General features: G+C 62.1%; 16 protein-coding genes and 1 tRNA gene. 12 read left to right on the forward strand and 5 right to left on the reverse strand.

Features of this window, described 5'->3' with window-relative positions; all coding sequences use genetic code 11:
• Positions 1–431 precede the first annotated feature (431 nt).
• Positions 432–1340 carry a class I SAM-dependent methyltransferase gene (locus QMY55_RS19615; protein ID WP_283485790.1) on the reverse strand — a complete coding sequence of 303 codons (909 nt, stop codon included), beginning with the start codon at positions 1338–1340 and terminating at the stop codon, positions 432–434.
• Between the two features lie 96 nt (positions 1341–1436).
• Between QMY55_RS19615 and QMY55_RS19620 the strand changes: the two genes are divergently transcribed.
• The 3 genes from QMY55_RS19620 (at position 1437) to QMY55_RS19630 (ending at position 3224) form a co-directional block, all read left to right on the forward strand.
• Positions 1437–2174, forward strand: coding sequence for a ComF family protein (locus QMY55_RS19620; protein ID WP_283485791.1), 738 nt, complete (start codon positions 1437–1439; stop codon positions 2172–2174).
• Positions 2175–2256: 82 nt separating this feature from the next.
• On the forward strand, positions 2257–2751 hold the full coding sequence (gene trmL / locus QMY55_RS19625; RefSeq protein ID WP_283485792.1) for a tRNA (uridine(34)/cytosine(34)/5-carboxymethylaminomethyluridine(34)-2'-O)-methyltransferase TrmL: 495 nt from the start codon (positions 2257–2259) through the stop codon (positions 2749–2751).
• 179 nt (positions 2752–2930) lie between these two features.
• Positions 2931–3224 (forward strand): DUF4148 domain-containing protein, encoded by a 294-nt coding sequence (locus tag QMY55_RS19630; RefSeq protein ID WP_407650713.1) that lies wholly within the window; start codon positions 2931–2933, stop codon positions 3222–3224.
• 99 nt (positions 3225–3323) lie between these two features.
• On the opposite strand, the gene QMY55_RS19635 is transcribed toward QMY55_RS19630, so the two are convergent.
• Entirely contained in the window at positions 3324–3788 is a 465-nt protein-coding gene (locus QMY55_RS19635) for a MaoC family dehydratase (protein WP_283485794.1), read from the reverse strand.
• Positions 3789–3920: 132 nt separating this feature from the next.
• Positions 3921–4553: a LysE family translocator gene (locus QMY55_RS19640; protein WP_283485795.1), complete on the reverse strand. Its 633-nt coding sequence runs from the start codon at positions 4551–4553 to the stop codon at positions 3921–3923.
• Positions 4554–4754: 201 nt separating this feature from the next.
• Between QMY55_RS19640 and kefC the strand changes: the two genes are divergently transcribed.
• Together kefC and QMY55_RS19650 are read left to right on the forward strand one after the other, a co-directional pair.
• Positions 4755–6665 carry a glutathione-regulated potassium-efflux system protein KefC gene (gene kefC, locus QMY55_RS19645; RefSeq protein WP_283485796.1) on the forward strand — a complete coding sequence of 637 codons (1911 nt, stop codon included), beginning with the start codon at positions 4755–4757 and terminating at the stop codon, positions 6663–6665.
• Positions 6666–6681: 16 nt separating this feature from the next.
• Positions 6682–7134 carry a DUF1841 family protein gene (locus QMY55_RS19650; RefSeq protein WP_283485797.1) on the forward strand — a complete coding sequence of 151 codons (453 nt, stop codon included), beginning with the start codon at positions 6682–6684 and terminating at the stop codon, positions 7132–7134.
• Positions 7135–7267: 133 nt separating this feature from the next.
• On the opposite strand, the gene QMY55_RS19655 is transcribed toward QMY55_RS19650, so the two are convergent.
• Positions 7268–7930 carry a c-type cytochrome gene (locus QMY55_RS19655; RefSeq protein ID WP_283485798.1) on the reverse strand — a complete coding sequence of 221 codons (663 nt, stop codon included), beginning with the start codon at positions 7928–7930 and terminating at the stop codon, positions 7268–7270.
• A gap of 116 nt (positions 7931–8046) precedes the next feature.
• Here QMY55_RS19655 and QMY55_RS19660 point away from each other — a divergent pair, with 116 nt between their 5' ends.
• The 7 genes from QMY55_RS19660 (at position 8047) to QMY55_RS19690 (ending at position 17639) form a co-directional block, all read left to right on the forward strand.
• Positions 8047–8889, forward strand: coding sequence for an AAA family ATPase (locus QMY55_RS19660; protein WP_283485799.1), 843 nt, complete (start codon positions 8047–8049; stop codon positions 8887–8889).
• Between the two features lie 147 nt (positions 8890–9036).
• Complete coding sequence (locus QMY55_RS19665) at positions 9037–9639, forward strand: GNAT family N-acetyltransferase (RefSeq protein WP_283485800.1); 603 nt, start codon at positions 9037–9039, stop codon at positions 9637–9639.
• Between the two features lie 18 nt (positions 9640–9657).
• A complete protein-coding gene (locus QMY55_RS19670) occupies positions 9658–10845 on the forward strand; it encodes a vWA domain-containing protein (RefSeq protein WP_283485801.1) in 1188 nt (395 codons plus the stop codon).
• A 4-nt stretch (positions 10846–10849) separates the two neighbouring features.
• Positions 10850–12763: an autotransporter assembly complex protein TamA gene (locus tag QMY55_RS19675; protein WP_456064497.1), complete on the forward strand. Its 1914-nt coding sequence runs from the start codon at positions 10850–10852 to the stop codon at positions 12761–12763.
• A gap of 2 nt (positions 12764–12765) precedes the next feature.
• Entirely contained in the window at positions 12766–17100 is a 4335-nt protein-coding gene (locus QMY55_RS19680) for a translocation/assembly module TamB domain-containing protein (protein WP_283485803.1), read from the forward strand.
• 57 nt (positions 17101–17157) lie between these two features.
• Entirely contained in the window at positions 17158–17433 is a 276-nt protein-coding gene (locus QMY55_RS19685) for a hypothetical protein (RefSeq protein WP_283485804.1), read from the forward strand.
• Between the two features lie 131 nt (positions 17434–17564).
• Positions 17565–17639, forward strand: a tRNA-Arg gene (locus tag QMY55_RS19690).
• Between the two features lie 1115 nt (positions 17640–18754).
• Here QMY55_RS19690 and QMY55_RS19695 read toward each other — a convergent pair.
• Positions 18755–21715 (reverse strand): DUF927 domain-containing protein, encoded by a 2961-nt coding sequence (locus QMY55_RS19695; protein ID WP_283485805.1) that lies wholly within the window; start codon positions 21713–21715, stop codon positions 18755–18757.

Genomic DNA, 21715 nt, shown 5'->3' on the forward strand with positions numbered 1-21715 from the left:
CACTAATACAGCTGCCGAAATATCACCTGACCGCAAGCCGGCAGATATCACCCGCATCAAGCGAAATCTGTCCCAATTGACCAGTGGCTGGACGCGACCGGGCCTGGCGCAATTGCCAAGCTCAGCAGAAAAAGAAATGGATGAGGAGACGCGCCCGGAAAAAGGCACTTTCACGCCGTGCACAAATGCAGCAGCGCCACCTGAGGCAGGCTTTTGGTGATGATCAAACTTGCGAACCAGCCGCTCTTGAACCCGCTGGCCAGCTCCCTTGGCAAAGCGAAACACCCGATTCTCCCCTGACGACCCATGGCCGCATGTCTAACGCCCATCAGGCGGAGAGAAGCCCAATGAACTGGCTGCGATCTATCGAATCAATGGGGAAATTGTAGGGAGCTTTGTGTTGAATCAATGACAGGAAAACGACACTTGCGCTATCGCAAACCCGTGTTGCGCGGCTGCTTGAGCATGGCCTTCATATCCTGCAAAGAGACGGAACTGCTTGATTCCAGACGTACCTTGGGCTGCGGCTTGTAGGCATGGCCATAGACGATTTCAAAGGTCAGAGACAATTGACCATCAGGCTGCTTGTCTGCCCATTTTTCCGCCATCTTCTGCAACAGCTGCGCCTTCCAGGCTCGGCCGCGCAAGCCTGCAAAACGCGCCGGATGCAGATTGCGCCCCAGCTCGCGCAGCTCCTGCAGCAGGCGCTCGGGCGTGGCAAACGTCAGCGTGATGCGCTCCATGTCCATCACGGGCTCGGCAAAGCCGGAATGCACCAGCATATCGCCCCAGTCATGCATATCCGTGAAGGCATGACCTGCCGGCCCCCAGCCCAGATCCGCGTAGAGACGGTGCAGTTGCATCACGGTGTCCGGCCCCAGGGCAGAGAACATGACATAGCCATCGGTCTTGAGCGCCTTGTGCCAGCGCTCTATCAAGGTCTGTGGATCGGCCGCCGTATGCAGCAGCATATTGGCCCACAACATGTCCACGCTGCCGTCGGCAGGCTCGGCCACCTGCAGGCCAGCCCCCTTCCAGCGCGACAGCTGCCACCAGCGGCTGCCCAGCTTTTCTTCGGCCACCGCCCGGCGCTGCTCCACCGGCTCGTAGATCGTGCACTCTGCCTGCGGGTAGCGCTCACGCAGCAGCTTATGCGCCTGCAGGCCGCCGCGCACGGGTTCCCAGTGGCACCAGTTTTGAGGGGGCTTGACGATCCAGTCCAGGCGTAGCTGCATGCGATTGGCCACCTCCTCATGCAGCCACGGCGCCTCTGCCTCGGCGGCCTGGTGCCAGTGATGGGCGGCGACGGGATCAATCGTGGGAGGCAGAGCGTGAGACATGGCAACAGAACAGACAAGGTGCAAACGGTCGCACCAACCAGGGCTGACGCGCGCTGCACCGAAACGGGAACAATGCGGCGCGAGTATATTGACACTATGCCCAACCTTGCTGCGACATGGCTTTCACGCCTGGGCCTGCCAGCGCAGGCATTGCCGGCCGTGCCCAGCCAGTGCGCAGTTTGCGGACGCTGGCCAAGCCTGCGTATCTGCCCGGACTGCCGCAAGCGCTGGATGCCCCAGGTGCATCGCTGCTCCCGCTGCGCCCTACCCCTGCCATCACAGACCCTGGAATGCGGAGCCTGCCTCAAGCGCCCTCCACACCTGAGCCATTGCGTAGCCGTACTCGACTATGGCTATCCCTGGCAGAAGCTGATCACGCGCTACAAATTCGAAGGCGACTTGGGCCTGACCCACAGCCTGGCACATCTGATCGGCACGCATGAGCAGGCCTTGCACTGCCTGCAGGGCAGCGATGCACTGCTGCCGGTACCCGCCTCCGCGGCACGCGTTCGCGAGCGCGGGTTCGACCACATGGATTTGCTGGCCCGGTCGCTGGTGCGGCAAACCGGCTACAGCGCTCCTATCCTGAGCAGAGCCGTACAGCGCCGGCATGTGGATTTACCCCAGCACAGCGCCAGCCGCCAGCAGCGCCTGCGGCAGCTGCGTGGCGTATTCAGCCTCCATGCAGACGCTACCTCGCAGATTGCAGGAAAACGCATTCTGCTGCTCGACGATGTGATGACCACGGGCGCCACGCTCGACGCTCTGGCGATATGCCTGCTAGACGCCGGTGCCGCCTCCGTCTGCGCACTGGCACTGGCCCGAGCCGCCTGAGACGGGCTTGACCCATGCTCGCCAGTCTGGAACTGCGGCCTGCGAGCACAAGGCGCAAGTTGGCCCTGCACAATATCGCCCCATGTTTCATATCGTTCTTGTGGCTCCCGAGATCCCGCCCAACACCGGCAATGTGATCCGGCTGGCTGCCAATACGGGCTGCAGCCTGCATCTGATCGAGCCTCTGGGCTTTTCCATGGAAGACCGTCACATGCGCCGTGCCGGTCTGGACTACCACGAGTACGCCAACGTAGCCCGCCATGCCAACTGGGACGCTTTTTTGCAGACCTGCCAACCTCAACGCGAGCGCATGTTTGCCATGACGACCCATAGCAGCAGCCCGGCGCATTCCATCCAGTTCCAGGCAGGCGACTGGCTGGTGTTCGGTTCCGAGAGCAAGGGCCTGCCACCCGAGGTCCGCGCCCAGTTTCCCAATGAGCAGCGCCTGCGCCTGCCCATGCTGGCTTCACAGCGTAGTCTGAACCTGTCGAATGCCGTGGCAGTGACGGTCTTCGAGGCCTGGCGCCAGCAAGGCTTCACGGGCGCTGCACTGGCCGAACCTGTTCCGGCACCCTGACACTCATTGTCCTCATATGCAGAACAATCAGTTGCGGATTCAGGGATTTTTCTTTGAATTGGATAGTTCTACAGTACGACTCATGGACTTGATGAAGAGTGACGATGTCCGCCAGCCCACAAGTCCCATCGACATACTGAAGGACTCATCATGGCAATCGCCAATCGTTTCACCACCGCATCACCCTAGCCGCCGCACTGGCCTTCTCGGCCTTGGCTGCACAAGCCGGCGGCCTGGATTTCACTGGTGACCATTACCCCACTCAAGAAGCCGGCCAATCCACGCTGACCCGAGCCGAAGTTCGTGCCCAGGTTCTGGATGCCATAGCCAAAGGCGAAATGCTCTCGCAAGGCGAGTCCTATCTGCCTCTGTCGGTCCAAAAACCAACAAACTCCACGCTGACCCGCGAACAAGTGCGCAACGAAACCAAATCCGCAGCCAAAGCAGGCCTGCTCGACAACTACGGTGCCTGATAAAGGCAGGGACGCAAGAGCAATCAGCCACTGTGCTGCACAAAGAAAAAGCCCCGGGGCCAGGCCCTGGGGCTTTCTTGATTTGTCTTGAAAGAGAGTTCAAGCCTCGGCGCCATAGCTGCGCGCCAGCGATTCGGCCACGCACACAGGTTTGTCACTGCCTTCGCGCTCCACCGTCACCAGCCAGGTCATCTGCACGCCATCGGGCTCGATCCGTTCGGCCGCCTGCAGCGTCATGCGTGCGCGCAAACGGCTGTTGACGGGTACGGGGGCCATGAAACGTACCTTGTTGAGGCCATAATTCACGCCCATCTTCGCCCCCTCGATACTGAACGTATCTTCAAAAAACCGGGGCAGCAGCGACAGCGTGAGAAAACCATGAGCGATAGGCGCGCCGAACGGCCCTTTGGCGGCACGCTCCGGGTCCGTATGAATCCATTGCTGATCGCCGGTGGCATCGGCAAACATCTGGATTTGCGCCTGTGTAATCGTGATCCAGCCGCTGACGGCCACTTCCTGCCCTATGCAGGACAGCACTTCGGAGTAGGAATGAAAGGTTTTCATGCCTGCCACTGTAGAAGCAGCCCACGCGCCTGCTTGTCTGGCGCGAGACAAGGGTTAGCCCATAGAGATCAATATCAAAACAGGCCGTATCGCTTATGCATCAAGCGCCTGCAGCTATCTTTTTTACGGATTTCAGGCTTCCGACGAGCGCTGCACAAAGAACAACCCCGTCCCCACGGCCATCAGCAATCCGCCAAACACGCGGTTCTGGTTGCGCATGGCTCGCGCACTGCGCATCAGGCCGCGCAGCGCGCTGGCACCGGCCGCGTAGCTGTGCATGACCGTGGTGTCCACGGCCAGCATGGTGACGGCCAGAATGGCCAGCTGCGGCACCAGCGGGCGGCTGGTCGTCATGAACTGGGGCAGCACGGCCACCATGAAGATGATGCCCTTGGGGTTGGTGGCATTGGTCAGGAAACCGGTCAGCACGCGCTTTTTGACACTGACTTCAGGCGCCACTTCCTGCGCCATCAACGGAGAGCCACCCGAGCGCCACTGGCTGAAGCCCAGATAGATCAGATAGCCCGCGCCCACGACCTTGACCGTGTTGAAGGCCCATTCGGAGGCCATCAGCAGCGAGCCCACGCCCGCCCCGGCCACCAGCAGGATGGACAACAGGCCCAGTTGCAACCCCAGGATGGTGACACTGGTTCTGCGCACGCCATAGGAAAGGCCATGGCTCATGGACAGCACGGCCCCCGAGCCTGGCGACACCGCAATGATCCAGGACGCCACAAAAAATGCGAACCATGTATGCAAATCCATCTCAAGACCCCTGAAAACACCCGCTGGCAGATTAGCCGGATATTTTAAAAGTTACGCGCCAAGCCTGCAGGCGCAGCAGAGACATACCAGTACAAGCCATCAGTAACGATTCATTGGCATTTATGGCCCGTCAAGAATTGACGGCTGTTGCGAGGTGCCAAAATGGCCCGAACCTGGGTTAACACCAAACAACATCCCCCCATGGAACACAGCACTCCCATCTGGCTGACCTACGGCTTCATCTATCTCACAGCCGCCGTGCTGGCCGTGCCCATTGCCCGCGCACTGGGGCTTGGCGCCATCATTGGCTACCTCGGTGCAGGCATTGCCATGGGCCCCTGGGGTTTCGGCCTGGTCAAGAATGTGGAGGACATACTGCACTTTGCCGAATTTGGCGTGGTGCTGATGTTGTTCGTGATTGGCCTGGAACTCCAGCCCAAACGGCTATGGGAGCTGCGCCGCCCGATTTTTGGCTGGGGCATGGCTCAGATGGCCGTCTGCACGGGCATTCTGTTCATCGCGGCCTGGGGCTTTGGCTTTTCCTGGCGCGTCAGCCTGATCGCAGGCATGGGTCTGGCGCTATCGTCCACGGCTATCTGCCTGCAGGTCATGGCCGAGCGCAATCTGATGCGCACCCCCAGCGGCCAGGCTGCGTTTTCCATCCTGCTGTTCCAGGACGTGGCCGCCATCCCCATCCTGGCCCTGATTCCCATTCTGGGCGCCTACAAGGCCGCCCACGCCACTCATACGGACGGGCATATCTGGCTGGCCATACTCAAGACCGTGGGCACGATTGCCGCTGTCATCATCGGCGGTCGCCTGCTGTTGCAGCCGCTGCTGCGCTGGATCGCGCGCAGCAAGACACCCGAGATCTTCACCGCCACCTCGCTGCTGCTGGTGGTGGGCATCGCCATGCTGATGACCCAGGTGGGCCTGTCCATGGCGCTGGGCGCCTTTCTGGCCGGCGTGCTGCTGGCCGACAGCGAATACCGCAGCGAGCTGGAAACCAATATCGAACCATTCAAGGGACTGCTGCTGGGCCTGTTCTTCATGGCCGTGGGCATGAGCATCGACTTTGGCGTCCTCCTCAAATCGCCCTGGACCATGGCGGCCATGGTGGCGGGCTTCATCAGCCTCAAGGCACTGATGATTTTTGGCCTGGCCAAGTTCATGAAGCTGCCCTGGCGCGAGCGCCCCGTTTTCACCCTGATGCTGGCCCAGGGCGGTGAATTTGCCTTTGTGGTGTTCCAGACCGCGGCTCAGTACAAGGTCTTTCATCACACCATCTCATCCATGCTGGTGGCCGCCGTCGCTTTGTCCATGCTGCTGGGCCCGTTGCTGCTGGTGCTGCTGGACAAGCTGCTGCTGCGCCGTTTCTCGACGGTCAAGGAAGAAGGCCAGAGCGGCAAGGCCAAGGAGATTTCCGAGCAGCAGGAGTCTCCCATCATCATCGCGGGCTTTGGCCGCTACGGCCAGATCGTGGCCCGCGTGCTGCTGGCCCAGGGCCAGCGCCCCACCATCCTGGACCACAGCGTGGAGATGCTGGAGACCGCGCAAACCTATGGCTACCGCGTCTTCTATGGCGATGCCACCCGCATGGACCTGCTGCGCATCGCTGGCGCGGCATCGGCGCGCGTGCTCGTGATTGCCGTGGACTCTGTCGAGCAGTCGATCAAAATCGCCAGTCAGGTGCGCAAGCATTTCCCCAATCTGGAGGTCGTGGCCCGTGCCCGTGACCTCGATCACTGGTTCCGCCTGCGCGACCTGGGCGTAAAGCATGCCCAGCGCGAAGTCTTCGAATCCAGCCTGATATCTGCGCAGTCCGTGCTGGAGCTGATAGGAGAAAGTGCTGAAGACGCCCGGCGTGTGACAAAGCGCTTTCGGGATCACAACCAGGCGCTGGCCGAGCGCATGTATCCACATTACAAGGACAAGGATCAGAACCAGTTGATCGCCGTGGCCAAGCAGGGCCGCCAGCAACTGGCGGAGCAAATGGCCAGGGAGCGTGCAGCCATGCTGGAAGGCGACAACGACGAGACCGCGCAGGATTCAGCACTTCCCGCACAGGCAGAAATCCAAGACCACAGACCTGCCAGCGCCGAGCAGCCGTGATACGCTGCGCGCCATCATGTTCAACCCCAGTCAAGCCGACGTACGGCGTTTTTTTTGCGGTGTGCGCGCCAAGATGATCAGCGGCGCGCCCATGGAGGCCATCGAGACCCTGGCCAGCCTGTGGATCGATGAGCACCCCGAGTATTTTGCGGAGCTGGCAGATGCCGACGCCGCCGTGGCACGCGACTACGACGCCGAGCCCGAGCGCACCAATCCGTTCCTTCACCTGTCCATGCATCTGTCCATCAGCGAGCAATGCAGCGTGGATTCACCGCGCGGCATTCGCCAGGCCGTGGAGCTGCTGGCCAGGAAACGCGACCTGCATGACGCCCACCACGCGGCCATGGAATGCCTGGGGCAGATGCTCTGGGAAAGCCAGCGCTCGGGCCGCCCCCCTGACGGCGAGGCTTATGTGGCCGGTGTGCAGCGTCTTGCGACCAGTGACGGTAACTTCAAAAACACCCCCTGAGTCGCTTCGCGCCTTCCCCCTCGACAGGGGGACGACACAATCGCTGCGGGGCGGCCCTTGCTCTGTGTCCCTGGTTCTTTCGAAAAAACACAAAGCCCGCATCTGCGGGCTTTGTGTTTTTCCGAGGCAGGACTTATTTCTGGCCCAGACGGAAATGAGGCTGCACCACCACCTGCATCTCGCTCTCCTGCGCTCCTATGTATTTGGCCAATTGCTGCAATTCATCATTCTTGAATTGCTTGGCAATGCCTGCCATTACACCGTTGCTGCGACCGATGAGCGGATTGCTCTCGGTCTTGTACGACTGCAGTGCGCGGAACACATAGTCCGAATACTGCCCCGCCACCTTGGGGTAGGAGGGGTCTATGGGTTTGGAAAAGCCTTCACCGTGGCAGGAGAAACAGGCTCCCTTCTGCAGCAGCGCGGTGACTGCAGCATTGGCTTCTGCGGGCTTGGCGCCCTTGGTTTTCCCATGCCCAGCGTAGAAGGCCGCCACATCGGCGATATCCTGCTCGCTCAGCGAATCGGCAATGCCGCGCATGGTGGGGTGTTTGCGTTCGCCCTTTTTGTAGGCGTTGAGCGCCGAGACGATATAGGCCTCGTTCTGTCCACCGATCATGGGTACTTTGTACACCTCGGGGAAGCTGGCCTGATAGCCTTGAATGCCGTGGCAACCGATGCACATGGCGATCTTGCCTTCGCCGGCTTTGGCATCGCCCTTGACGGCCTGGGCATGTGCCACTCCGGTCACTGAGGCGACAACTACTGCCAATGCTGTGGTCCAAGTTTTTATCATTTTGCGCGCACAATCCTTCAAGAGTTCAGACGGGTGCTCAAATGCCTTGCTGCAGTGCAAATGATTATGGCAGCCAGAATTTGACACGCTTATCAATACTTACGCTGATACCGCCCATGAAGTTTCAAGGTTCCGACAAATACGTGGCCACACAGGATCTGATGCTGGCCGTCAATGCTTCCGCTACCCTGCAGCGCCCCTTGCTCATCAAAGGTGAACCCGGCACAGGCAAGACCATGCTGGCCGAGGAAGTGGCAGCGGCACTGAAGATGCCGCTGCTGCAGTGGCATATCAAGTCCACCACCAAGGCCCAGCAAGGCCTCTATGAATACGATGCCGTCAGCCGCCTGCGCGATTCGCAGCTGGGCGACGAACGCGTCAAGGACATCACCAACTACATCGTCAAGGGCGTTCTCTGGCAGGCTTTCATGGCCGATGAGCCCGTGGTGCTGCTGATCGATGAGATCGACAAGGCCGATATCGAATTTCCCAACGACCTGTTGCGCGAAATCGACCGCATGGAGTTCTACTGCTACGAGACGCACGAGATGATCCGCGCCAAGCATCGCCCGCTGGTCTTCATCACATCGAACAACGAAAAGGAATTGCCCGACGCCTTCCTGCGCCGCTGCTTTTTCCACTACATCAAGTTCCCCGATGCGGACACCATGCGCCAGATCGTCAGCGTGCACTTCCCCAAGCTGCAGGGCGAGTTGCTGAGCGCCGCCATGAAGGTGTTCTACGACGTGCGCAATCTTCCCGGCCTCAAGAAAAAGCCTTCGACCAGCGAGCTGCTCGACTGGCTCAAGCTGCTGGTGGCCGAGGACATTCCGGCCTCTGCGCTGCAGGATATCGATGGCAAGGTCAGCGTGCCCCCCATGGTGGGCGCACTGCTCAAGAACGAACAGGACATGAGCCTGTTTGAAAAGCTGGTCTTCATGAACCAGAGGAATAGATGACATCCCCCTGTGTCGCGGCGCTCCTTCCCCCTTCTCTCACTTCGCTACGCTACGTGGGAAGGGGGTCGATGCCGGCGCGGCGGGGCGACCCTTGCGCGGCATCTGCTGACCTGGACCATGCTTGTTTATGCACCATGGATAACTGATATGAGCTTTGTCGAACCCGTCACCTTGCGCGACCGGGGCGTGCGCCTGGAGCCCCTGTCCCTTGATCATGAAGCAGGCCTGGCTGCCGCCGCTGCGGACGGCGAGCTGTGGAAGATCCGCGTCACCTCGGTGCCGGCGCCGCAGGAAACCCGCAGCTACATCGAGACCGCCCTGCTGGGCCGCGCGCAAGGCCACCGCTTTGCCTTCGCCGTGCTCGACGACGAAAGCGGCAAGGTGCTTGGCACCACCAGCTATCACGACATCGTGCCCGCCGTGCGCCGCGTGGAAATCGGCTACACCTGGTACGCCCAAAGCGTGCAGCGCACGCATGTGAACACCTCGGCCAAACTGCTGCTGCTGGCCCATGCCTTCGGCACGCTGGACTGCCATGTCGTGGGCTGGCGCACCGATAACTTCAACTTCGCCAGCCAGCGTGCCATCGAGCGCCTGGGGGCCAAGAAGGATGGCGTGATTCGCGGCCATGCGCTGCGCCGCGACGGCACGATTCGCGACACCGTGATGTATTCCATGCGCAGCGGCGAATGGCCCGAGGCCCGTGCGCAGCTGCTCTATCTTCTGGAGCAGCATACGCCCGCTGCATAAGAGCTGGAGGCATATTTCATGCTGATCGACTTTTTCTACACCCTGCGAGCCGCCAAGCTGCCGGTATCGGTCAAGGAGTTTCTGGCACTGCTGGAAGCGCTGGATGCGGGCCTCATCGGCCCCAAGAGCGAAGACCGCTGGAGCCTGGACGACTTCTATCACCTGGGCCGCACGATCCTGGTCAAGGACGAGAAGCACTACGACAAATACGATCGCGCTTTTTCCGCCTATTTCAAGGGCGTGGAAATGCTGGCCGACCTGACCAAGGAGATCCCTCAGGACTGGCTGCAAAAGCTGCTGGAGCGCGAACTCAGTCCCGAGGACAAGGCCAAGATCGAGGCCATGGGCTGGGACGAGCTCATGGAGACGCTCAAGAAGCGCCTGGAAGAGCAGAAGGAACGCCACGAAGGCGGCAGCAAATGGATCGGCACGGGCGGCACCAGCCCCTTCGGCCATGGCGGCTACAACCCGGCCGGCATACGCATAGGCGGGCCGGGCCGCAACAAGAGCGCCGTCAAGGTCTGGGAGCAGCGCGCCTACCGCGACTATGACGACACCCAGGAATTGGGCACGCGCAACATCAAGGTCGCGCTGCGCCGCCTGCGCAAGTTCGCACGCCAGGGCGGCGAGCTGGAGCTGGATCTGCCCGACACCATCCGTTCCACGGCCGCCAACGCCGGGTATCTGGACATCAAGATGATTCCCGAGCGGCACAACAATGTGAAAGTGCTGCTGCTCATGGACGTGGGCGGCACCATGGACGAGCATGTGCAGCGCGTGGAGGAACTGTTCTCGGCCGTCAAGAGCGAACTCAAGCATCTGGAGTTCTATTACTTCCACAACTGCGTCTATGACTTCATGTGGAAGAACAACCGCCGCCGCTTTGCCGAGAAGTTCCCGACCTGGGACATCATTCGCAAGTACAACAAAGACTACAAGCTGATCTTCGTGGGCGACGCAACCATGAGCCCCTACGAAATCCTGCAGCCCGGCGGCAGCGTCGAGTACATGAACGAGGAGCCCGGCGCCGAATGGTTGCAGCGCCTGACCCATGCCTTCCCGCGCTTTGCCTGGATCAACCCCGAGCCGCAAGGCGTGTGGCAATACCGCCAGAGCATCAGCATCATCCAGCAGCTGATGGGCGACCGAATGTACCCGTTATCGCTCAAAGGCTTGGAAGACGCCATGCGCATGCTGTCAAAATAGGGGCATGCCCCAGACCTTGCCCTTGAAAAAGCCGGCCTTGAGGCCGGCTTTGCTTTTGGGAGCCGCCTTGCTCCTCAGCGGCTGCAGCCTGCTTTCCCCCAAAGACAAAGAAGCCGAAACCATGGGCATCGACACCAGCGGCCCTGCGGCTTTCACGCTGGAAGTCGAGGCCCCCAAAGAAATGCGCGAGCTGCTGGAAAAACATCTGGAACTCAAACGCTTTCGCTACCAGCCCGATCTGCAGCGCCGCGAGCTCACGCGGCTGCTGGGCGCTACCGACGCCAATGTGCGCGAGCTGATCGGCACCCTCGGCTACTTCAGCCCCACGGTCACGGTGGAGCTGACGGACACCCCCGAAGAAGATGCCGATGCTCCGCGCAAGGTGGTGGTCAAGGTCGACCCCGGCCCCGCGACGGTGATCGAGCAATCCGAAGTCAAATTCGTCGGCCCCAATGCCGAGGATGAACTGGGCCGCTCGCAGCGCCTGACCATCGAGGAAACCTGGCCGCTGAATGTGGGTGAGCATTTCACCCAGAACGCCTGGGGCAGCGCCAAGAGCGGCGGCCTCAAGGAGTTGCAAAAGCGCCGCTATCCGCTGGCACGCATCGACCACAGCCTGGCCGATGTGGATGCAGACACCAACAAGGCGCGCATCAACGTGGCCTACGATCCGGGTCCGGCCTATACCTTCGGCCCCTTGCAGATCGAGGGTGCCCAGCGCTACGACTCCGTGGGCACGGCCCGCATCGCCCGCCTGCCCGAGGGGCAGGAGTACAACCAGCAAAGCATGCTCGATGCGCAGCAGCGTCTGGTCAGCAGCGGCTATTACGACTCCGTCTTTCTGACGCTGGCCGATGCGCCTCAGCAAACCGAGAGCGCCGCGGCCGACGACGAGAAACGCAAGGCCATGGCCAATGAAGTCACCTCGCCCGTGATTGCCAAGGTGCGCGAGGCCAAGCTGCAGAAATGGGTGTTCGGCGTGGGCGCCAGCACCGATACCGGGCCACGCCTGTCCGTGGACCATGTCTACAACAAGGTGCCGGGTCTGAACTGGCGCGCCGTCAGCAAGCTGCAGCTGGATACCAAGAACCCGCTGATCTCCACCCAGCTCACCGGCTTGCCCGGTGAGGATCTGTGGCGCTGGTTCGTGGGCGGCAAGATAGAGCGCGCACCGGCCGGTGACTTCACCACCAATAGCGCACAGTTGCGCTTTGGCCGCTCCAAGGCCGAAGACCGGATCGAGCGCAATATGTATCTGCAGTATGACTTCGCCAAGACGCAGGGCCCCGATGCCCCGCCCAGCGCCTCGTCGCTGCTGGGCAACTACGGCTGGACCGGGCGTTACTTCGACAACCAGATCTCGCCCACCTCGGGCTTTGGCTTTGCGTTTGAAGTCGGCGCAGGCACCACGCTGACACCGCAGCGCACGCCGTTTGGCCGCGCCACGGGGCGCTTTCTGACGCTGATTCCGATCGGCGAGCGCGACGAGGAAACCAAGCGCCGCAGCCGCCTGTCGCTACGCGCCTCGGCCGGGGCCATCATGGCCAAGAAAGAGGCTGACCTGCCCATGACGCTGATGTTCCTCACGGGCGGCGACAACACGGTGCGCGGCTACGGCTACCAGAAGATCGGTGCACGTGCGGACAACGGCCTGGTCATCGGCGGCCGCTATCTGGCCACCGGCAGCGTGGAATGGCAGCGCCCCATCACCATCAAGGGCAACACCCGCGACTTCGAGCACGCCGTGTTCATGGACGCGGGCACGGTGGGCGATGAGCTCAATCACATGTACATGCGCGTCGGCGTGGGTACCGGCATTCGCTGGAAAAGTCCCGTCGGCCCGATTCAGGCTGACCTTGCCTACGGTTTGCAGGAAAAGCAGCTGCGTCTGCACCTGCGCCTGGGCTTCACTTTCTAGACATGGCGGATAACAAGACCCCCGCAGGGCAAGCGCCCTCCACTCCAGCTCCTTCCGCAGCCGCTGCAGCGCATGCTCCTCGAAAGCGCCGCCGCTGGCTGCGTGCCCTGGGCTGGCTGTTTCTCACATGCGTCGTCGCGATCGCGCTGGCCCTGGGCACCTTGCTGTGGTGGATTGGCCGCGACGACTCGCTGGCCACCACCTTGCAACGCGTGGCCCGCTGGCTGCCGGCGGAGCAATCGCTGTCGGCCAAGGAAGTGACGGGCTCGGTCAAGAACGGCGGCCATATCGGCTGGCTGCAATGGCAAAGCCCGACCATGAAGGTCGAGCTCAAAGAAGCCACGATAGCCTGGCAGTTCAGGCCGTTGATTCTGTCGCGCGCGCTCAAGCTGGGCGAAGTTCATGTCGCCGAGCTGGAAATTTCCAGCACGCCCGACCCTGAGAAAAAGCCCAGCGAGCCGCTGCAGTCGCTGATGCTGCCGGTCAAGATCGAGCTGCCCTTCCAGATCGACCGCATTGTCTGGAAAGGCCCGCCCGAAACCGTGGTGGAAAACCTCAGCGGTCGCTACGAGTACACAGGCAGCCTGCATGAGCTGCAGGTGCGCAGCCTGCATGTGGCCGACGGCGACTACCAGGCGCTGGCCCGCATTCAGGCTGCAGCGCCCATGCAGACCAGGGTGGAACTGCAAGGCCAGCTGAAAACGCCCAACCCCTTGCAGAGCAAGGATGGCCAGACTGCCAGCCTGATCGATGTACTGGCCGATGCGCAGATCAAGGGAACACTGGCCACGGAAGCCGCCGAGCTGCAGATCACCGCCCATGCCGAAGCGGCGGTGCAAACAGCCGAATCTCAAAATAGTGAGCAGCCAGCGCAATCCGATGCTTCATCTAATAGCAAATCAATCCAGAAATCAGCCAACAACAAGCGCAAACAGCTAGAAAATCAGGAGCAATCCACGGCTGATGTGCAGCCCATGCTGGCCGATATCAAGGCGACCATCGCCCCCTGGAAGCCACAGCCACTGCTGTCCGCCCAGGCCTTGCTCAAGAACCTGGACGTAGCGGCTTTCTGGCCCCAGGGACCGCGCACCGCCCTGTCCGGCGAGCTGCAGGCCGGCCCCGGCCCTGTGCTGCAGGCAGATTCGGCAGCCGCCGCTGATCAGACGCCGCAGCCCACCTGGGCATTGAGCACGCAGTTCAGCAACGCCCTGCCCGGCCCCTGGGACAAGCAGCGCCTGCCGCTGAAGAATCTGCAGGCCCAGGTCAATTTCGATGGCAGCCAATGGCTGGTCGATGAAGCCCTGGTCGACATCGGCAAGGGCCAGCTCAATCTGGCTGGCCAATATATGCCCGCAGGCCAGATGTTCGAGGGCAAGCTGCTGGTCAAACAGCTGAACCCTGCCGACCTCTACAGCAGCCTGGAAGCCGCACCGTTGGACGGCAGTCTCAAGGCCGAGACACTGACGCCGCCTGTGTCCTCAGATGCAGGCAATGGCGAAACCGTTGCGGCAGCGCCCATTGCCTTCTCCGTCGATCTGCATGCCCCCGGCCGCCCCTCGGACAAGGCCTTGCGCATACAGACCCTGGCCACCCAGGGCCAATGGCAAGCCCCGCTGCTGCAACTGCAGACGCTGGAGCTGGAGGCCCTGCAAGCCAGCATCAGCGCCAAGGCCATCGAATTCAATACCGAGACCCAGCAGGCCAAAGCCCAGCTCAAGGCCGCCTTGCCCGGTGCACAGCTGCAACTGGCCGGTCATATCGCGCCCAAGGATGGGCAAGGTCAGGCCACGCTGCAGCTCAGTTCCCTGAGCGCGCTGACGCAGTGGCTGGCACGCCTGCCCGGCATGGACAAGCCGCTGGGTGGCGCCAAGCTGGACGGCGCCGTTCAGACCCAGCTGGACTGGCGCGGCGGCTGGGGCGCATTGCTGGAGCGGCTCAAGGCTGCCCCGGGCGCACCGCTGCCCGCCAGCGGCCTGCAACTCAATGCCAGCGTGAACAGCGATCTGATTCGCTACCAGGCTGCGGGCGCTGCCCCCGACCAGGCGCTAAGCCTGAGCAAGCTGCAACTCAAGCTGAACGGCAGCCCCGAAAATACGCAGCTGAGCCTGGCAGCCCTGGCACAGCAGGCCGACAAATCCGTGCAACTGGATACCGCCCTGCAAGCGGGCCTTGCCAGCGGCAAAGGCGCTGCGCCCCTGGACTGGCAAGCCAGCCTGGACAAGCTGCAGGCCCAGCTCAAGCCGGGCAAGGACAAGCCCGGCCCCTGGGCCCTGCAGTTGCAGCCTGGAGCCCCTGTGCAGATTACCCAACGCACATCGGGCAATACCGTGCTGAGCACGGCCTGGCAGATCACCGCAGGCAAGCTGCAAATCACGCCGCCTGCGGGTGCTGGCGGCCAAGGCCGGGGCAACGCCCTGGCCCCGGCACTGCTGCAATGGGACAACAGCAGCTTTACCAAGGCAGGCAATGGCCAGTTCGGCCTGCGCAGCACAGGTCGCGCACAAGGCATTCCGCTGGCCTGGGTCGACGCCTTCAGTCTGGGCGACGATGAACCGCCGCTGCAGGCCGCAGGCCTGTCAGGCGACCTGAGCTTTAACGGCCAGTGGGATGTGGACACCATGGGCCGCAACCTCAGGGCCGAACTGATGGTGGAGCGCGCTGGCGGCGATCTGCGCCTGGCCGTGGACGACGGTGGTACAGGCACCACCGTGATCCAGACCACCGGACCCACGGCCAAGCGCGCAGGCGGCACGCGCACGCGCACCATCAGCGGCGCGGGCATGCGTTCCCGCATCAAGCAAGCCAAGCTGACCGTACAGGCCAGCGGCAGCAATGTGACCACCAAACTGCTCTGGGACAGCGAACGTGCGGGCACGGCCCAGGCCGAGCTGCGCACCCAGCTCAGCTACGGCAAGGACGGCTGGTCATTGCCACCCAACGCGCCCCTGAGCGGACAGCTGCGCGCCAGCATGCCGGACATCGGCATCTGGGGCCTGTTTGCTCCGCCAGGCTGGCGCGTGAAGGGCACGCTGGCCGCCGATGCCACGATCTCCGGCACGCTGGACGACCCCAAGTGGCTGGGCAATATCAATGCCGAATCGCTCAACATCACCTCGCTGCTGGACGGCGTGGACCTGCAGGACGGCGTGCTACGCGCCAAGCTGCAGGGCACGCGCCTGGACATCACCGAGCTGCACCTCAAGGGCGGCAAGGGCAGCAACACCCGCATCCTTGGCTACAGCGGCAACCTGACCTCGGCCCCCGAAGACGGCGGCACGCTGACTGGCAGCGGCTATGCCCAGTTCACCCCGCCCGGCCGGGCCGGGGAGCCGGGGCTGAGCATGCACCTGCAGGCCAAGGCCAGCAAGCTGCAGGTGCTGGTGCGTGCCGACCGCCAGGTCAGCGTCTCGGGCGAACTCTCCGCCAATCTGCAGCAAGGCCAGTTCACGCTGCGCGGCGATCTGACGGTGGATCGTGCCTCCATCATCCTGCCCGAGGAATCCGCGCCCTCGCTCGACAAGGACGTGGTCGTGCGTTCGGCCGCATCACGCAAGGCCGAAGAGGAAGCACGCAAAAAGCAGGAGCGCGACGAACGCCGCGACCAGGCCCGAGCCACACCACGCAAGCTGCCCGACATTCTGGTCAAGCTCAATATGGGCCGCGACTTTGCACTGCAGGGCTTTGGCATCGTCACCCGGCTGCGCGGCGATCTGGAGATCAAGGGCGCCAGCTACGCTGGCGGCCCGCCCAGCGTGACCGGCGAAATCCGCACCGAGCAAGGCCGCTACCGCGCCTGGGGTCAGTCGCTGAATGTGGAAAACGGCCTGATCCGCTTCAATGGTCCCTACAACAATCCATCGCTGGACATCCTGGCCCTGCGCCCCAATATCGCCGTCAAGGCCGGCGTGCAGGTCATGGGCTCGGCCAGTGCGCCCCGCGTGCTGCTGTACTCCGACCCTGTGCTGCCCGACGCGGAAAAGCTCTCCTGGGTCGTCATGGGGCGCGATCCTGCCTCGGGTGGCGCCAGCAGCGCGCTGCTGCAGCAAGCTGCCATGGCACTGCTGGCCGGCGGCAACAGCAGCAGCGGCAAGATTGCCGGCAGCCTGGGCCTGGATGAAGTGGGTTTCAAGGGCGGCGGCGATGGCGACGCCGAAGGCGCGGCCCTGACCATGGGCAAGCGTATCTCGGACAAGCTCTACCTGACCTACGAGCAAAGCCTGTCGGGAGCCATGGGCATCATCTACATCTTCTACGACCTGTCACGCAACCTCACGCTGCGTGCCCAGACCGGCGTGACCAGTGCGCTGGACCTGGTCTATACCGTGCGCAAGGATTAAGCATGAAACAGGCCTTTAGCACTTATCCAGTAAGCGCAAGCAGCTATCTCATTTGATATGAGCAAACACCGCACAGCACTGCAAGCCGCCGCCGGCCAACTGATCAAGGCCATCCAGAAAGAATGGATGGACGAGATTGGCGCGCCAGCGGCCGCACAATGCGAGCAGATCATGCTCAGCGCACATGAGCTGCTGCAAGCCACCAAGCAAGGCTGCCTCACCGACGTTCTGCGAGGCCGCTCCATTACGCAATTTCTAGGGCAGGACTGGGTTCAGATGCATCCGCGCGTGCAGCCCTTCATCCAGGCTCTGGCAACGGCTGCCAGGGCATAGAAAAGCAGCCCTGCCACACAGACAGAACCGCGCCGAGCATCCCCCAGTCGCCGCATGAACCAACCGATATTCGGTGCCATTCACCATCAATCGCCGGAGAGGGCGCACAACGCGGGTAAAATTCGGCGTCCCTCCCCGTAGTTCAATGGATAGAACGGTCGCCTCCTAAGCGACAGATACAGGTTCGATTCCTGTCGGGGGGACCAAATTCAAGGCCGCTAAGGTGCACAACCTTCCGGCCTTTTTCTTTTCCCCCTCGACAGAGGCAATTTTATTGTCCACCGTCGTCCACTGAAGTGCACGGCAATCCGGGGGTATCTGGGGGTACATCTGGGGGTATATTTTTCAAAACTGGGGGTACATCGCAAACAGGGGCATAGCAGTACCACTAGCACCAGGCACTGACACCCCCACCCCTCCAAAACCTGCGCACGCAAAAATTTCACTAGGCGCTCGGTTTCCGGCCTATGCGTTCTCAGACTTTCTTGACCCCCTACCCCTACATACCCGGACTCAAACCCCCAGGGGGTAGTTTTTCATGTCCATGAATTGCCGCCTAGGCGCTCGGTTTCCGGCGGCATTGCGTCAAAGTTTTGACCCACCCCCACCTTACGCAGCAAGCCCCCCCCCCCATTTTTCCCGCATTTTGCAAACGGAGAGTACCGGTCGGTCTAGGACACTCGGGCCTACAAATTTCCGATAGCCCCTTCCCATTGATTCATTTGATGAATAAATCATCACCACCATGCCGCGCACTTTCTTCGGGGTATTGACCAAAAATCTTGGGGACATTGGGGACAAGCGCAAAAACCTCACGTAACCCATTGACCCTATTGAATAAAAATGTCCCCAAAGCGAGTTTGGGGACAAGCCTTTTTGCTTGGGGACATTGGGGACAAATTGCCATTTCTTGGGGTCAATCAGTCACAAAAGCCACTCATGAGGTGCATCCATGGCCTAAGGCAGGCACGGCACCTGTTTTTCTTGGTACGGTCTTTGCGCTGTCCTTCCCGCACTCACGCCGGATTATTTATTCCATCGCGGAACTAAATCCCCCTGCGCCCCACACGGCGCGCCCGTCCTCGCACCTGGCTGCATAGTCGTCAGGCCGCTGGGTCAGAATCGCAAAGGCTGGCCATGCCATGCAGACACATGAACAGGCCCGGCCACAGCCGGGCAAAGCAACGATGGGGAGCCTGTTGCTACGCACAGGCACCCCGGCCATGCCCATGGATACTGCAGATAGCAAAAGGCCCAGGGCTGTGAACCTTGGGCCTTTGTACTGCTATGCCGGTGCATAACTGCTGGCGCTGGCGACTGGCTATATGTCCAGCTCCATGATGGCGGGGCTGATGCGATAGCACCAGGTAGGCCCCATGCCAGGCAGGCGCGGCTTGGCATCAACCTCGCGGCCTTTGTCGGGCTTGAGGCAACCGTGCTGCAGCAGCACCTTGCACACGGCCTTATGGTCAAAGCCCCGGCATAGCTCGGTGCGGAACACTTCGGGCAGCACAAAGTACTCAATGCGGGTCTGCTCGCCATCAATAGCCGTCAGCTCTTCGTATATCTCTTTGTCGGCGCGCGGCGTGTAGACCGTCTTCTGCACCTTGATGGGCTGCCCCTCTTCATCAATCAGACGCCGGAATCCGGCCCGCATCAGCGTCTTGGCATTGTGGTCATCCATGGCCCTGTGCCACCAGGTAAAGCGCCCCTCACCGTGCGCCTCCAGGAAGCCGCGCACCTGGCGAAGCATGGCCTTCACCTCACCATTGCCAGCACCACCACGGGCCTGCAGCCAGGCATCAAAGCAGGCCTTCGCCGCGTCCTCGCTTTCGCCCTCATCCCAGCCCGTTAAACCTGCCTCGGTTGCCAATGCACCCGCCACGCCCACTAGGGCAAAGCGTGCAGCCACGCGGGCCACCTGACCACTGGCACCGCTGGGCACCCAGGCATAGGACAGAACTGCAGCCGCATCACGCACACGCCTGGCCAGGGTATCCGCATGCTGCGTGACCCACTGCAGGAAGGCATGACCAACGGCACCATGGCACAGCCCGGCCTCACGCGCCAGGTGCGAAGAGAATGCAGCCCCGTCGCCTAGACCATGCAGGCATTCAAACGCCCCCATACCAGCGCCAGCATCAGCGGGAATATCGGCCATGCGCACCTCTTGCCCGGTGCGCGTGCGCTTGCCGCCCTCGGCCATGTGGTCAGCCAGGCCCAGCTCGCCCGCACTTAAAAACAGCAAGCGCCAGGAAAGGCGCGAGCGTGCTGCACCGTTACGCGTGGCGCGCGCCTTGCTTTGCTCATTGGCCAGCATGTAGGCGCACTCGCCCGCCACCTTGCCCTCCACCTGCGCCAGCTCGTCCAAGATCAGCAGGCTATCGCAGTGCTGTGCGGCAATGGCCTCCAACGCGTTATCCGTTGTGCGCCACCGCTGCATGTAGCTGGGGCCACCGTACACGCTGGCCGCCAGGCGCAGCGCCGTGGTCTTGCCGCTGGAGCTATCGCCCCGAAGGTGAAACCCGCCAGACTCCATACCCGCAGGGCGCAGCAGCGGCCCCGCAAAGGCACAGGACACAGCAAACACCAGGCGGCTATTGCCAGCGCACAGGCGACCTATGCGGTCTGTCCAGTCTTGCGCCTCACGCTTGATGCGGAACGTGTTCTCCATCTGGTTTTCAGACTGAAACACGATGCGCTCGGCATCATCGCCAATGGTTTTATGCGGCAGCACAAAGGCGCGACCATGCCAGCCTATGCGGTCTGTGCAGCTCGCAAACTCTTCGGGCTTGCGTGTCTGTATGTACTCGGTCAGCCGGTTGCGCGCTGCTGGCGCTGTGGCAATGCGCAGACCCATATTCAGCAGCGCGGCGCGGTACTCGCCACCATCACCGCTCAACATGCGCGCGGGCATGGCCCACTGCTTGGGTACGCCCAGAGGGTCAGCAAAGGTCAGCAGATAACCCCACCCTGCGCCCTCTTGGTTGCGCGTCAAAGCCTCTACATGGAGCGCAGAGCACAGCCACAGCGCACGGGCCGGGTTGCCATCCTTGTCACGCCCATGGAACCACACGCCGCCTTCATCAATGGTGAATGGGTCACCCCATGCAGGCTCATCATCTGGAGCGCTTGACGCCCCCTTACGCTTGCCGCCGCGCCCGCCACCATTGCCACCGCCTGAGGCAGAACTACCAGCACCAGAAGAAAGCAGGCCAGCGCCGCCACCTTGACCAGCGCCAGCATCAGCGCCGCCCGTCCTGGCATGCAATGCATCAATGGCTTGCTGTACACACGTCTGCACAGCCTCCAGGCCGTGCGCTTGGTGCATATCGTTGAAGTCTTTGCCACCATCAGGCAGATCAATAGGGAACACGGCCACACCGCCCACAGCGAGCGCCACGGCTTCGGCCTTGTCGCGGCCAGGGTTGCGGCCTGTACGGGCTTGCGTGTCCGTATCGTCATCACCGCACACCACCACCAGCGCGCCCGCGTTCTGAGCCTGCAGCGCCTTGGCCACATGCATCAGATTTCCCGCATCAAACGCCACCACCACCGGCCAGCCCGTGGCCATGTGCAAGCTGGCCGCAGTGGCATAGCCCTCAGCCACCAGCACCACCGCAGCGTCTGCCAGATCACCCAGCACATGCCACAGGCCCGACTTGCGCCCACCCTTGCCCAAAAACTTGTCTGTCCCTTTGGCTGGCTTGACCGGCGCAATGCGCTGCACATTCCACAGCCTGCCATCACCATCGCGCAGCGGCACCAACAGCCAGCCATCAGCCCCATAGCGCACGCCAAAGCCTTGCACGCCCTTGCGCTCCAGATAAGCGCTGGAACCGGTTTCGATGGCGCTGGCCCACAGTGCCACTGCCTCACCCGCTGCAGCCTCTTGCGTAGCCTGTATCGCCGCATCCTCGGCTTGCTGGCGCTGCCTGCGTTCATCGTCCTGGCGCTGACGCTCTGCAGCGCTCACGGGTTTGGAATCTTGCCCCTGGCGCGGCAGCTTGAAGCCGTGTTGCTTGGCTAGATAGAGCAAGGTAGACACACCCACACCACCACCGGCCTTAATGCTGCGCCAGGTGCTGCCCACGGCATTGGTATCAAAGCCGCTGCCAGCGCCCGCCGCGCTCCAGTCGCTAAAGAGCTGCAGACCCGTATCGTCGGGGTACTCGCTCTTGATCGCCATGCCCACACGCGCCCATTCATCGCGCGGCAGGTTCGCAGGCACAAAGCTCAAGGCATTGCGCAACAGCTCGGGGGTGATTGTGGTTTGAGACAT

The sequence above is a fragment of the Comamonas resistens genome (assembly GCF_030064165.1).
Taxonomy (GTDB): Bacteria; Pseudomonadota; Gammaproteobacteria; order Burkholderiales; family Burkholderiaceae_C; genus Comamonas; species Comamonas resistens.